Raw genomic sequence first — 13,244 nt, 5'->3', positions numbered from 1 at the left:
GCGCGGAGTTAAGAGGGGAAAACGAAGCGCGGCGAACCAAACGCGCCGCAATTACGCAAGTTCTTTGCGCATCACGTAATCATTCATCCAGAAGGGGCCGATGGGGATGTCCACTTCCTGGTGGCGGTGGAAGCCCTGGTGCTCGTAGAAGGAAATAGCGGGGTTGCGGCGGTTCACGTTCAGCTCCAGGGTGCGCCCCCCGGCCTGCCGCACCGCCGCCTCCACGGCCCGCACCACGTGCTGGCCCAGCCCCTGGCCCTGGTGGGAGGGCAGAATATAGATCTTGTGCAGCTTGAATACGCCCGTTTCCGTGGGCAGGGCGGCGTAGGAGGCATAGCCTGCCGGGTGCCCCGCCATGTACAGCAGCAGGAAGGAATGCCCGTCTGCTACCATCTGCCGCTGCAACGAGGCCGGCGTGTAGATAACCCGGTACATGTAATCAATCTGCTCCTTCGAAACCATAAAGCGGTAGGTCGGCTCCCAGGTGGCTTCGGCCAGCCCAATGATGGTCGGAATATCGGCCAGGGTGGCGGGCTGAATAGCAATGGGAGCAGTAGCGGGTGACGGCATAGACTACAAAAGTGCGGTTTTTTGGCTGTAAAACGAACCCGGCCGGCCGGCCGATGCGTTTTGGGCCAGAAATTGCCATGCCCTGCAACACGATCGGGCCCAGGCCGTTCGTTCTTCTCTCACCCACTCGTTCCCGACTCCTATGAAATACGTGCTGCTTCCCCTGAGCCTGATTATGGGTGCCCTGATGCTCAGCCCGCTGAGCACTACGGCTCAGACCACTCCCAAGAAGCCGGACACCCCCGCCAAAACGACGCAACCCATCCTGACCACGCCCAAGTCGCTGGAGCGCGACCTGGACGTGTTCAGCAGCTGGGTAAACGACAAGCTCGACCGGGCCGAAACCACCGTGCGCCGGGAGCTGCCGCACATCAAAGAGGATTTCGACCGTCAGAGCAAGCGCCTCGATGCCGCCGTCGACAGCCTGTCGGGCCAGTCGAAGCGCGAATACACCACCCAGAAAGGGCGCTACGAGCAGTGGGCGTCCAAACAGGATAGCCTGGATGCCGTAACCCGCCGCGCGGCTCCGGCCGCTGACCCCCAGCGTCGTTTGCTCAATGAAACCGTGGTCATCACTAAGGCCCGGGCTACTGAGCTGCCCGATTTGTATGGCCGCCTGCTGGAACACACCCGCGACAACCGCCGCCAGTGGAGCCCGGCCGACTGGAGCGCCGCCAGCACCGTGCTCAGCCGCCTGAATGGGCGCTACGAGCAGGTGCGCGAGCAGCTTTCACTCGATGACCGGTTGCGCGTGCGCTCCCTGCAGACCGAGTTCCGGACGCTGGAAAAAGCCCGGGACGTGAAAGAGGCCATGAGCGACAAATAGCGCTTGGGGTGGTAAAATTCTGCCGCCAGCGGTTTTCCTGCGCCGTCAGCCGGCTGCCCGCTCAGGCGGCCGCGTGCTGACGGCGCAGCCATTGCCACGCCGTGTCCACGTCGTAGAACAGCTGAATCGGCATCTGCTGCGACACGCGTTCGGCAAATTCCAGGCTGATGGACTGGTTGCGCATATCGGGGGAGAAAACGTAGGCGAAGGCCCGGAGTCCTGCCTCAATAGCCAGGGGCAGCCACTCGTACTCCAGCCACGGCAGGGCTTCCGACCAGTCGCCGGTGGCATCGGTCTTATCGTTGAGCAGCAGCGGACAGTGCAGCGCTTGCTGAATAGCTCCCGCAACCTTTGCCACCCGGATCACTTCTTCGCCCGTTAGGTTACCGGTCCAGTGAACGTAAAGTAGTTGTTCGTCAGAGTAATGGCGAAACGACGCAATCAGTCGGCCGTGCGCATCATGGACGGACTGCAGATCAGTGTAGGAAGAAGAGAGGGCAGCCATAAGCAGCGGAAAAAGAAGGCTTGAAAAGCGTCCGGGCGTTGCTTCGGGCGGCACGGGGTGAGGCGGTAAGCTACGAAACCGGCCAGGAGGAAAAAACCAGCCTGCCCGCCAGGCGTTCAGGCTAGTTAAATTACCGAATTTAAGCTCCTCGGTCAAGCCTGGGTCAACCATAACCTGCCCGGCAGGGCCGGATTTTTAAGCCGGCGGCGTTCCGGTGGTTTCCGTTACTTTTGCAGGCCCTTTTTTCGTTTCGTTCTCCCCGCACCCCGCACATGCATATTGCAATCGTTGGCAACATTGGCGCCGGCAAAACCACTTTGGCCAACAAGCTGGCCCACCACTTCAACTGGGAAGTTTTTCTGGAAGACGTAGACCACAATCCTTACCTGAAGGATTTCTACGACGACATGCCGCGCTGGGCCTTCCACCTGCAGGTCTATTTCCTCAACAGCCGCTTCCGCCAGACCCAGCAGATCAAAAAGCTGCAGCAGGCCAGCAAGGGCGTGATTCAGGACCGCACGATCTACGAGGATGCCCACATCTTCGCCGCCAACCTGCACGATTCCGGCCTGATGAGCGAACGGGACCATCAGAACTACCTGAACCTGTTCGAGTCGATGATCAGCATGGTGGATGCGCCGGATCTGCTGCTCTATCTGCGTGCGGACTTACCCAAGCTCATTCAGCAGATCGATAAGCGCAACCGCGACTACGAGAACAACATCAAGATTGAGTATCTCAAAAACCTCAACGAAAACTACGAGCGCTGGATCAGCAACTACAAATATGGTAAGCTGCTGATCGTGGACGTAAACCACCTCGACTACGTGAACAACCCGGAAGATCTGGGCACTATCATCGAGAAAATCAACAGCACGCTGTTCGGTCTGTTTTAGGTGATTGGGTGAATGCCGGTTGCCAGCACAGCCTCCTGATCGTGCTGGGCAGCGAGCAAAGCGTGGTTGCCGGTAGAAAGCCCTGATGCGGCGTCGCGTCGGGGCTTTCAGTTGTTACGAGCTCAGCCGCACGTTGGAGCAGGGGTTGCTGCGCGCGCGGTGACCGGCCGACCTGCTTATTCTGCCATGGCCTCATTCAGAAACCGGACCAGTGGCTGAGCGGCCCGAAACGATTCGGTGATGCGGGCTACGAAATCAGGACGCAGCACTTCGGCATCGGTGAAGGAGCGGGTAACGACAAAATCCTTGAGCCTGAGCCATTCCAGGTCGGGGTCAGTTTTGTCGTAGCCTTTGGGTGGGCGCTGCAACCGGTCACCATCAAAGCCATCGGGAAACTGTTGCTGAAAATCGGCCGTTTCCCGGATCCGGTGAAAGGCGGGCGCATTGTAGTGAATTTCCTGGCGGATGCGGGCCAGGGCGGCAGGCTCGGGGTGCCATTTGCCGGCCCCTACCCAGGTTTCGCCCCCGGGCTCCAGAGCCAGGAAATAGCCGGCCCGCGGCGCGTGCCGGCCACCCTGGGTGAGGCTGGCGCCCAGGCGCCGCTTGTACGGCTCCTGACTCTGCTGAAACCGGTCGTTCTTGTTGATCCGAAACAGGGTTTCGGGCACCGTGAGCCCGAGCAGGGTGGGCTCGAAGCGCTGGGTTTCGGCCAGCACGGCCTGAATCAGGGTACTGAAAATGCTCCGGGCGCGGTGATAGTCGGCCCGGTGCTCATCCATCCAGGCTTTGCGGTTGTTGGCGGCGAGGTCGCGCAGAAAATCAAGCAGAAATTTCAGGTCCATAGAGCGAATAAAACCGGCGTAAGCGTGGTCGGGGGTAAACCGGCCAGCCTCAAAAAAAGCTCCGACCCTATAACCGGAACGGAGCTTTTCTACTACTCATAGGGTGCTTAGCGCTGCAAGGCCTGATTTTCGGCTTGCCGCGACCGGTTGTTCAGAGCCCAGTCGAAGGACAGGAATTCTACCGTGGCAGTAGCAGCAATCGGCACCGTAGTGTAGCGATTCAACCAGGCAACCAGCTTTTCGCCCTCGCCAAACTCCGCCGCATACCAGTCGAAGATGCTGGAGAGACGAATGTGGTCCGGGGCCAGCTGGTTGAACCGGGGCATGTTGAGAAAGCGCTGCACCTGGCCATCGAGCTGCTGGTCGAGGCGGGTGCCGTCGTAGGCTTCGTTGAGCAGCGGGGGGCTGGTTGCGGCGGCGCAGACCAGGGCAAAATGCACCCGCGGATCCTGAAACTTGGTGCGTAGTATTTCCCGCTCAATCTCGTTGAGCGAATACTCCCTGGTTCCCACCGTTACAATAGAAGCCTCCCAGGCTGATTTGTAGCCTTTCAGGGTCTTTACCTTGATTTCGTTCATGCTGGCCACCGGATAATACTGCAGCACCAGGTACACCGTAGCCGCGTTGTACACGTTGAGCCAGTACGCCTGCTGCTCGTTGCGGCTCCAGCGCTGCTCGTCCGGCGGCGTCTTGCGGATGGTCTGCAGGTAGGCGTCCACCTGGTCTTCATCGTCGAGGAAACCGGAGTAATCTACGTGACCATCGCGGGTTACGTACTTGGTCAGCAGCGCGTTCCAGGGCGCGTGCAGCTGAGCCACCGGGGTAGAAGCATACAGCGGCTGCGGCCGAAAAACCCCCAGGCTGCTGATAACCAGCAGGACCCAGGCAAAAGAAAACAGAAGACGCATGGGCAAAAGGCAGGTAAGGCGGAAACAGGACAGGCAAGGCAGGCATTTCCCCCAGGTCGTCAGTAAAAAGACAGGAGAATCAAGGGTTGGTATACTTATATATGTTCTATAGTAATTCAAAAATACCATGAATTTATGGTATGCGCAAAAGGCAGCCGGCAAATGGTCGGTAATTATTTTCTGGCCCGTAGTGCTTGTCGGCTACCCTGTTTACGGGGTGACCAGGGCCGGCTTACGGCTGGCTATTTCCAGCGTATCGCCTACCCGGATAAGGCCGTGCCCGGGGCCGGTTACGTTCTGGCCGAACATCACCTTGTGGTCCTGAGTCCGGTAGGTGGCCAGGGTGCGCAGCGGTTCCGGACTTTTTTCGGTGGTCTGCTGATCGATGGTGGTTACCACGCACCGGCCGCAGGGGCGCACCCCGAGAAAGGGCTGGCCGCTGACGGTGAAATCACGCCACGACTCCTCCTCGTAGGCGGTGCCGCCCGTGAATACCAGATTCGGGCGGAAGCGGTTCATGGGCACCGGGGTGGCCAGCCGCGTATTCAGGTCGTCGAGCGAAGCCTGGCCGATAACCAGAAACGGGTAGGCATCGGCGAAGCTCACGTCGCCATCAGCTGCGCCGCCGTCGGTAGCGCGCACCACCATGTCCGACATGTATACCAGCTTACAGGGGCGGTCCAGGGCTTCGGTGAGCCACTCATCGGCGGCGGGGGTGCCGCGCCAGGCGAAGACCATATCGTCCCAGATGGTGACGAATAGCGTGTGGTCCGGCGTTGCTTCAAACGGCACGTACAAGGGCAGCAGCCCGGGCCGGGCGGCGTGGGTGAGCAGGAAGCCGTTGTGGGCCGGCGCGACTTGCAAGTGGGCCATGGCGGCCGTCTGGCGCTGGGTCATGAACTGGTTGCGCTCATCCACAATCAGCCAGCGCCGGTCGTGGCGCAGGCCCCGGGGCTCCACCACCGCTTCCGTTACCCGAATGCCGCCCAACGATTTGACGGGATAAATATATAAGTCGGAGAGAGTCAGGGGTGCAGCCATGGCACAAAGGTAAGCAGCCCCGCCGCGCGGTAACGGACCGGGGGCAAAGGGGGCGAAAATTTCTTTATCTACGGCCCTCACGCCGACCTTATAAACCTGTTCCCAACTATCAAAACAGCCCAAAAAAACAGGACGTCATGCTAAGCGTAGCGAAGTCGAGGCATAACGCCTCCTTTGTAGTATTTGGGAACAGGTCTACAGTCTGGCGCGGTTTTGCAGTCAGCAGATGCCGTACCGCGAAGTAAAACTTCGCGGTACCACTAGGCGGCACCCGGACCCAGCTACCTCTTAACGGCCCCCGGCGGAGCTGGCGCCCCCGCCTTTCGCCGCGGTTTGCCGGGTAGCCAGCTCTACGGCCCGGTACAGGTTCACCACGCCGCCCGTGCTGGAAAGAGTGGTGAAGTCCACTTTCTTCTTATCACTGGGCCGGGCCACCTGAGTATGGACCGGGGCGGCCGACTGCATGATGATCCGCTTCAGGTCGGCGGCGGTGAGCTGGGGGAAGTAGGATTTGAGCACCGCCGCCATACCCGCCACGGTGGGAGCGGCCATGCTGGTCCCACTTTCGTTGCCGTAAGTACTGCCGGGCATGGTGGAGTAGATGCCCACGCCGGGCGCGAATACGTCGACGCGCTGGCCGAAGTTGGAGAAATTAGCCGTCAGCTCGGCGTCGTTGGTGCTGCCCGAAGCCCCGATAGTCAGGAAATGGGGATAGGCTGTTCCCGTCGTCGGTACCGGGGCCGGATAGTGCACTACGGCGTCCACGTTCTTCGACTCGTTGCCGGCCGCGTGCACCAGCAGCACCCCTTTGGCCTCGGCGTAGCGGATGGCGGCATCCACGGCCGCCCGCTGGGGCGAGTAGTACTTGCCGAAGCTCATGTTGATGATGCTGGCGCCGTTGTCGACGGCGTAGCGGATGGCGTTGGCCACGTCCTTGTCGTGCTCGTCGCCGTTGGGCACGGCCCGCACGCCCATGATGCGGACCAGCGGCCCGGCCACGCCATCAATGCCGATGGTATTGGACCGGTCGGCAGCAATGATACCGGCCACGTGAGTGCCGTGCAGCGCATCGGGACCGGTGATGTCGGCGTTGCCGTAGTTGTGGTCCCGGGTGTCGTCCTCGTCGTCGCCGATGATAGCGCGGGGCTTGAAGTCGAGGTTCAGGGAGTAGTCGAGGTGCTTTTTGGTTTCGGTGGCCCCGGTTTTCACTTGAGCTACCACGGCGTCCAGATCGGGCAGGCCCGAGGATTTCAGGCTGGCGTAGAGCTGGGAGGTAAGCTGGAGCAGCTGCGGATTGGTGCTGGCGCCCGGCGGGTTGCGCAGCACGGCGGTATCAATCCTGGCCACGCCCAGCGCCTGCTTGAGCTGCTCGTTGATGCCCTCGAGCTGCCCGGCCAGCGGGGCCAATTCCATGTATTGCTCATTTTCCTCCTTCACCTTGATGGCGAAATCCTTCTTCACCTTCTGGTAGAGGTCGTACTCGGCGCGCCTGGCCGCCGGTACCGAGGTGCGGGTTTTGCCCTCGTAGAGCGGTTTGAGCCGGGCCACCAGCCGCGTTTCCTCATACAGGTCCACATCGATGTTCTGGCCTTGGCGGTTGCCCAGGAAGTTCCAGCCGTGCACGTCGTCCACGTAGCCGTTCTTGTCGTCGTCGATGCCGTTACCGACGATTTCGCCGGGGTTTTTCCAGAGCACCCGCTTCAGGTCTTCGTGGGTGGTGTCGACGCCGGCGTCGATGACGGCCACGATAACGGGGGTGGGAATCCGGTTTTTCAGCAGCTCGTCGTAGGTGCGCTGGGTACTGATGCCCATCGTGTTGTCCTTCTGGGGGTCGAGATGGGTCCACTGCACCACTTTGGCCGGGGTCGGGGTGTTGACGCTTTGGGCAAACAACGAGGTGGCCGGCAACAGGGCCAGACCAAGCAGGGCCGGAAACGGCCGGGGAAATACGCTCATGCAGGGATAGTCAGAGGTCAGAATAGGCACGGAAGGTAAGGCACAGACGGCATCCGGCCGAAACCGTTGCCCCACCCGCCGGTTTGTTGCCCACCAACCATCCGGAGCCCGCTATATGTTCCCGCGGCAACGAACTCTACTGCTACCTGTTTCTTCTTATACTCCTCACGCAGTGGTTCGCGAAAAGGTAGTAGGGAGCGGGGGCCAGCCCCGCTCCCTACTACGCGACGAGTATAATGCGGAAAAGTACTGGTGCGTCGGCTGCTTCACTCCTTGATAAAGTGCAGGGAAAGGGACTTGGTGCCGTTCAGCGTGCGCGCGGTGTACAAGCCCGGCGGCAGTCCGGCCACGCTCAAGGTAGCCGAAGCCGTTTCGGGGAGGTACTGCAACACCAGCCGGCCCACCGCATCAATCACCACCAGCGGCTGGCCGGGGATCAGGCCATCAATGGTAAGCTGTTCGTGGGCCGGTATGGGCCGGGCCAGCAGGGCTAAACTCGCTCCGGCCTCCCTGAGCTTAATGGCGGAAGTGGGCAAGGTGGTTTCGGTGCCGTCGGTATCGCGCTGGCGCAGGCGGTAGTACCAGAGGCCCGGCGTCACCGAGGCGTCCAGGTAGGAGTAGGTGGCACCCTGGCTGGTGGAACCCTTACTGAGTACAAATTTGAGCTCCTGCCAGACGTCGCTGACGCTACTGCGGCGCTCTACGGCAAAGCCCTGGCTAAACGTCTCGGTGGCCGTGGCCCAGTTCACCTGCACACCGGTCGGTAGCGCCTTGAGGGCAAACCTGGTCAGCGTGACGGGCAGGGGCTTGGCCTGGTCGGCCAGGGTAAAGAAGTTTCCGTTGGTAAAGTCAGTTATTCCCGTTACGGTGACAGTATTCATCGCCGCGTCGCGGGTAGTGGCCCGCAGACGCTGCCAGCTGCCGCTGTTGGGGTCGGTGGTGCGAAACAGCTCCAGGGTGTTCTCGTTGATGACGTAGGTTTGCGGGCCGTTGTTATCCACGTAGGAGTAGCTAAGCTCGTTAGGTGCCGTGTCGTGGTAGTTAAAGATGAGCCTGTAGTTGAGCCCGGTGGTGGCAGTGGGCACCACCAAAAACTGCCGCAGGATGCTCTGACTCAGTTGATTGTTGAGCGGGCCGAAAGCAGCGCCGGTTTTGTAGCCGCCCGTCAGGCGCGTAACGACCGTTGCGCCCAGAACCTGGGAGTTTACTCTGGGCGCCAGCGTGAGGCCGATACCGCTGAATTGGTAGTTGTTCGGCCCCGTCACGTTGCCGGCTGCTTCTACCCTGCCGCGCACGTAGCCGGTGCCGGTTTCGCGCAGCACAATATTGCCCGGTACGTCGGGGGCCGCCGCCAGTACTACTTTGCTGCTGCCGGTTTCAAGCAGGCCGCCGGTCAGATTCAGCGACGACAGCACGGTGATGTCGCCGGTCATGGTCTTAGTGTTGGTTCCGGGAATAAACAGGTCGTAGTACGTGCCGCTGGCCAGCTGCTGGGGGCCGGTGCCGTCCAGCGTGACGCGCCCCGTGCCGGGCAGAAAAGTGCCGGCTACGCTGAAATTACCGCCAACCGTCAGGTTGGAGCTGCTGGTAGAGTGATTGAAGGTACCGGCGCTGCCCACTATGAAGTTACGCTTCACCGTTACGTTGCCCCCGCTGGCACCCATGTCCACGGTGCCCTCATTGACCATCATGGATCCGTTGATCATCCAGTTGCCGACGCTGCGCACGGTCATATTGGGTGAGCTCAGCACAAAATCGAAGGCGGTAAAAGCAGCCAGATCTATGCTGGCGGGCAGCGTACTGCCGGGAGCCATATAGCTGGTCTGGCTGAAGGGCTTGGTCGCGTTAACCCCGTCATCCGAACTGGAAACGGTATAGTAGTAGGGCGCGTACCGGTCGGCTGTGGAGGTGCCCAGGTAGCCGCCCTTATTGCTGAGGGGGACACTGCCCTCGGTTTCATCCAGTTTGCCGGTGGGGGAGTAGATAACGTAGCCCAGCCAGTTGAATGGGGTGGTGGCTGACAGATTCAGCGCTGTACGGGCAATCCGCAGCTCCCGCACGCTGGTGCTGCCCACGGTTTTGGTCACCAGGTCGGCAATGGCCGGATTCCCGACCGGGTTCGGGAGTGACGCCAGAATGGTAGTTGGGCTCGTCCAGACGCCGGCGCTGACGGTGTAGTAGCTCAACGTGCTGTTATCGATGAAAAAAGCGCGGTCAGCCCGGAAGGGGGGCGCAATGCTGGCCTGCTGGGTGCCGTTGGTGTAGGCGATGCTGTTCAGGGTGCCCGCCCCGGTGTTGGCGGGCAGGGCAGGGTCGGTATCAAAAAACAGCGCGGCTGGCAGGGTAAGCTTATTGCCCGTTACGGCTACGTACAGATAGTTGGCGTCCCAGGTCATGTACCAGACGAAAGTGTTGGATACCTGGTTTTGGGCGTTACCGTACTCGTTGGGTCCGATTTCGCCGTTTAGCGTCGGAGTCTGGTACTGGGCCTGGCAGGGCGCTGCTTCCAGCAGGAACGCGCAGACTAACATGCAGCAGGACAGGAAATAGGTAGGAGTTCTCATGATGAATGTTGGTTAAGTTGATGTAAGCAAAACAATATAATAAATTTAAATCGTTACATAAAGTGCAGCAGCTGTTGTACTTATATAATTTAAAATATAACTAAACCTATTTAGTAATACATTGATCATCTATACCGGTGACCAACTATCCTCTTGCTTTGCGGCTGATGTCACTGACTTCAGCCACCATATCTGGCTGGCTCTGCCGACATTGCCGGCTACCCAGCCGGTTTAACTGTTCCCTCCGGTAGAGGCCGGTATCTTTGCGCTCTTGCCCGCCATTCCATCTATTTAGCCGAATGCCCTTCCCCCGTTTCCGCGCCGCTGTGCCGGCTTTGCTGCTGCTTGTTAATTGCTCATTCCTACTTGGCGTAGCCCACGCCCAGGCCCCCAAAACCTATACTTCGTCGGAAATTCTGCTGGGGCTGAAAAAGCTTAACGTGCTGGGCTCGGTGCTCTATATTGCCGCCCACCCCGACGACGAAAACACCCGCCTGATTGCTTATCTGGCCAACGGCCGGCTGCTGGAAACCGGCTACCTGAGCTGCACCCGCGGCGACGGCGGCCAGAACCTCATTGGCCCGGAGCTGCGCGAGCAGCTCGGCGTCATCCGCACCCAGGAACTGCTGGCGGCCCGCCGCATTGATGGCGGCCGGCAGTTCTTCACCCGCGCCAACGACTTCGGCTTCAGCAAAACCGCGGAGGAAACCTTCACCATCTGGGATAAGGAGCAGGTGCTGGCCGACATGGTCTGGACCATCCGGCAGCGCCGCCCCGACGTGCTCATCACCCGCTTCCCGCCCGACGCCCGCGCCGGCCACGGCCACCACACCGCCTCCGCCATCCTGGCCGCCGAAGCCTTCGCCGCCGCCGGCGACCCCAAGCGCTTCCCCGAGCAGCTCCGGTACGTGCAGCCCTGGCAGCCTAAGCGCCTGTTCTGGAACACCGGCTCCTTCTTCGTGAAGCCCGGCGACTCGATGGACGGCTACCTCCGGCTCGATGCCGGCGGCTACAATCCGCTGCTGGGGCAGTCGTACGGCGAAATAGCCGCCCGCAGCCGCTCCCAGCACAAAAGCCAGGGCTTCGGCTCGGCCGCTACCCGGGGTGAGGCGCTGGAATATTTGCAGCTGGTGAAAGGGGAGAAGGCCACCACTGACCCGTTCGAAGGCGTGGATATGAGCTGGAACCGGGTGCCCGGCGGCGTGGCCGTGGGCAAGCTGGTAGACGAGGTGATTCGGAAGTATGACGCGGGTAACCCGAGTGCGAGTGTAGCGAGGCTGCTGAAGGTTAGGGCGGCGCTGGAGAAGATGTCAGGAGGTAATTTATGGGCCAAAGAGAAGCTGGTCGAAACGGAACAGTTGCTACATAGCAGCCTAGGGCTCTACTTGGAAGCTCGCGCCAATATGGCTGCGGTGACACTAGGTCAGCCTATGACAATAACAGTTGAGGCCGTCAGCCGTTCGAAAACAACTGTCTCTATAGAGCATTTGAGTGTAGTGGGGCTCGTAGATACGGTAGGGCCAAGAACTCTGGTGCCGAATATAGTCACAGCTACGGCGCTGGCCATTAAGCTTCCTGGCAATGCTGCTTTATCACAGCCTTATTGGCTAATTAATGCAAGCAGCCCCGGCATGTACAGCGTGCCCGATAATGTGACTTTGTATCAAGCACCTGGTAAAACGAAGCCAGTAACATTCAATCAACAAACTCTTATCGGGCAACCAGAGAATCCATCTGCCCTTTCGGTCAAATGCCGCATCCGAATAAATGTAGCTGATGTTGAGTTCGACATAACTATCCCCGTCCAGTACAAAAGCACCGACGCGGTAGAAGGCGAAAAGTACCGCCCGCTCACGGTGGTGCCGCCCGTGGCCGTGAACATTGGCGGCCAGGCTTACGTCTTCGCCGATAACCAGCCCAAAACCGTCCCCGTGACGCTGCGGGCCGGGAAGGCCGGGGTAAAGGGCACCGTGGCCCTCACCCTGCCCGCCGGCTGGAAAGCCGAGCCCGCGGCCATTCCCTTCGATATTGCGGCCAAAGACGCCGAGCAGACCGTGCAGTTCCGGGTGCAGCCCGGTCCCGGCGCGGCGGCCGGCAAAGCGGCCCTGCGCGCCACCGCCACCGTCGGCGGCCAGGCGTATTCGCGCGGCTACCAGGCCATCCAGTACAACCATATCCCGACGCAGATTCTATTTCCCGAAGCCGTGGCCCCGCTGGTGAAGCTGGACGTGAAGCGCAAAGGCCAGCAGCTCGGCTACCTCATGGGGGCCGGCGACGAGGTGCCCGAGGCCCTGCGCCAGCTCGGCTACTCCGTGACGCTGCTCAAGCCCGAGGATATCAGCGCCGACAACCTGCATCGTTTCGACGCCGTGCTGCTCGGCATCCGCGCCTACAATACCCTCGACCGGCTCAAGACTCTCCAGTCCGGCCTGCTCCGGTACGTCGAAAACGGGGGCAACCTCATCGTGCAGTACACCGTGGCCCGCGGCACCGTGCTGCCCGAAATTGGCCCGTACCCTATGAAGCTGAGCAACGACCGGGTGACGGTGGAAAATGCCCCCGTGACTTTCCTCCAGCCCCAGCATCCGCTGCTGAACACGCCCAACAAGATTACGCCCCAGGACTTCGAAGGCTGGCAGCAGGAGCAGGGTCTCTACTACCCCAGCACCTGGGACCCGAAGTACCAGACCATCATCAGCAGCCAGGACCCCGGCGAGAAGCCCAAGGAAAGCGCTATTCTGGTAGCCGACTACGGCAAGGGCCACTACATTTACACCGGCCTGAGCTTCTTCCGCGAGCTGCCCGCCGGCGTTCCGGGGGCCTACCGCCTGCTCACCAACATGATTTCGCTGGGCAAATAAGCCCGGCGTGGGTGCCGCCGCCGCTGGGAGTGGTGCCACGACTTTTTTTAGTCGTGGTACCACTATCGTTGAGCCGGTCGTGGTAAACCCCGGAACGGACTGCTCTACCAAGCCCGGTCGTGGTACCACTATCGTTGAGCCGGTCGCTGCAACGTGCGAGCGACTACGCCTGCCTTTGCCCTGCGGGCCGCTGCCCGTCGGTTGTTCAACGATAGTGGTGCCACGACCAAAAAGTCGTGGCACCACCTGCCTACCCAGACTACCCCATCTCTCGC

Annotated in this window: 10 protein-coding genes; 3 read left to right on the top strand and 7 right to left on the bottom strand. The window is 60.6% G+C overall.

Features of this window, described 5'->3' with window-relative positions:
- Positions 1 to 51 precede the first annotated feature (51 nt).
- Positions 52 to 570: a GNAT family N-acetyltransferase gene (locus tag ABD833_RS17450; protein ID WP_345074741.1), complete on the bottom strand. Its 519-nt coding sequence runs from the start codon at positions 568 to 570 to the stop codon at positions 52 to 54.
- A 142-nt stretch (positions 571 to 712) separates the two neighbouring features.
- Here ABD833_RS17450 and ABD833_RS17445 point away from each other — a divergent pair, with 142 nt between their 5' ends.
- Positions 713 to 1,396: a DUF6565 domain-containing protein gene (locus ABD833_RS17445; protein ID WP_345074739.1), complete on the top strand. Its 684-nt coding sequence runs from the start codon at positions 713 to 715 to the stop codon at positions 1,394 to 1,396.
- A 61-nt stretch (positions 1,397 to 1,457) separates the two neighbouring features.
- Here ABD833_RS17445 and ABD833_RS17440 read toward each other — a convergent pair whose 3' ends face one another.
- Complete coding sequence (locus ABD833_RS17440) at positions 1,458 to 1,901, bottom strand: hypothetical protein (protein ID WP_345074737.1); 444 nt, start codon at positions 1,899 to 1,901, stop codon at positions 1,458 to 1,460.
- A 272-nt stretch (positions 1,902 to 2,173) separates the two neighbouring features.
- Here ABD833_RS17440 and ABD833_RS17435 point away from each other — a divergent pair, with 272 nt between their 5' ends.
- Positions 2,174 to 2,797 (top strand): deoxynucleoside kinase, encoded by a 624-nt coding sequence (locus ABD833_RS17435; protein WP_345074735.1) that lies wholly within the window; start codon positions 2,174 to 2,176, stop codon positions 2,795 to 2,797.
- Positions 2,798 to 2,973: 176 nt separating this feature from the next.
- On the opposite strand, the gene ABD833_RS17430 is transcribed toward ABD833_RS17435, so the two are convergent.
- The 5 genes from ABD833_RS17430 to ABD833_RS17410 form a co-directional block, all read right to left on the bottom strand.
- Positions 2,974 to 3,639: a DUF2461 domain-containing protein gene (locus tag ABD833_RS17430; protein WP_345074734.1), complete on the bottom strand. Its 666-nt coding sequence runs from the start codon at positions 3,637 to 3,639 to the stop codon at positions 2,974 to 2,976.
- A gap of 107 nt (positions 3,640 to 3,746) precedes the next feature.
- Positions 3,747 to 4,547, bottom strand: a complete 801-nt coding sequence (locus tag ABD833_RS17425) for a DUF547 domain-containing protein (RefSeq protein ID WP_345074733.1) — start codon at positions 4,545 to 4,547, stop codon at positions 3,747 to 3,749.
- A gap of 210 nt (positions 4,548 to 4,757) precedes the next feature.
- The gene (locus tag ABD833_RS17420) at positions 4,758 to 5,588 is read right to left on the bottom strand and encodes an MOSC domain-containing protein (protein WP_345074732.1); all 831 of its coding nucleotides are present in this window, start codon (positions 5,586 to 5,588) and stop codon (positions 4,758 to 4,760) included.
- A 288-nt stretch (positions 5,589 to 5,876) separates the two neighbouring features.
- The gene (locus tag ABD833_RS17415) at positions 5,877 to 7,544 is read right to left on the bottom strand and encodes a S8 family serine peptidase (protein ID WP_345074730.1); all 1,668 of its coding nucleotides are present in this window, start codon (positions 7,542 to 7,544) and stop codon (positions 5,877 to 5,879) included.
- A gap of 266 nt (positions 7,545 to 7,810) precedes the next feature.
- A complete protein-coding gene (locus tag ABD833_RS17410; RefSeq protein ID WP_345074729.1) occupies positions 7,811 to 10,108 on the bottom strand; it encodes a T9SS type A sorting domain-containing protein in 2,298 nt (765 codons plus the stop codon).
- A gap of 299 nt (positions 10,109 to 10,407) precedes the next feature.
- On the opposite strand from ABD833_RS17410, the gene ABD833_RS17405 reads away from it, so the two are divergent.
- Positions 10,408 to 12,969 carry a PIG-L family deacetylase gene (locus ABD833_RS17405; protein ID WP_345074728.1) on the top strand — a complete coding sequence of 854 codons (2,562 nt, stop codon included), beginning with the start codon at positions 10,408 to 10,410 and terminating at the stop codon, positions 12,967 to 12,969.
- The last annotated feature ends 275 nt before the right edge of the window (positions 12,970 to 13,244 follow it).

It is taken from the genome of Hymenobacter fastidiosus (assembly GCF_039539565.1).
Classification (GTDB): domain Bacteria; phylum Bacteroidota; class Bacteroidia; order Cytophagales; family Hymenobacteraceae; genus Hymenobacter; species Hymenobacter fastidiosus.
Note: the sequence above shows the minus strand (reverse complement) of the source record. Positions and strands in the feature narration are given on the sequence as shown.

Excerpts from the sequence above, each read along its gene's own strand:
- ABD833_RS17435 (WP_345074735.1), top strand. The coding sequence starts at position 2,174 with ATGCATATTGCAATCGTTGGCAACATTGGCGCCGGCAAAACCACTTTG.
- ABD833_RS17425 (WP_345074733.1), bottom strand. The coding sequence starts at position 4,547 with ATGCGTCTTCTGTTTTCTTTTGCCTGGGTCCTGCTGGTTATCAGCAGC.
- ABD833_RS17405 (WP_345074728.1), top strand. The coding sequence starts at position 10,408 with ATGCCCTTCCCCCGTTTCCGCGCCGCTGTGCCGGCTTTGCTGCTGCTT.
- ABD833_RS17415 (WP_345074730.1), bottom strand. The coding sequence starts at position 7,544 with ATGAGCGTATTTCCCCGGCCGTTTCCGGCCCTGCTTGGTCTGGCCCTG.
- ABD833_RS17445 (WP_345074739.1), top strand. The coding sequence starts at position 713 with ATGAAATACGTGCTGCTTCCCCTGAGCCTGATTATGGGTGCCCTGATG.
- ABD833_RS17430 (WP_345074734.1), bottom strand. The coding sequence starts at position 3,639 with ATGGACCTGAAATTTCTGCTTGATTTTCTGCGCGACCTCGCCGCCAAC.
- ABD833_RS17410 (WP_345074729.1), bottom strand. The coding sequence starts at position 10,108 with ATGAGAACTCCTACCTATTTCCTGTCCTGCTGCATGTTAGTCTGCGCG.
- ABD833_RS17450 (WP_345074741.1), bottom strand. The coding sequence starts at position 570 with ATGCCGTCACCCGCTACTGCTCCCATTGCTATTCAGCCCGCCACCCTG.
- ABD833_RS17420 (WP_345074732.1), bottom strand. The coding sequence starts at position 5,588 with ATGGCTGCACCCCTGACTCTCTCCGACTTATATATTTATCCCGTCAAA.
- ABD833_RS17440 (WP_345074737.1), bottom strand. The coding sequence starts at position 1,901 with ATGGCTGCCCTCTCTTCTTCCTACACTGATCTGCAGTCCGTCCATGAT.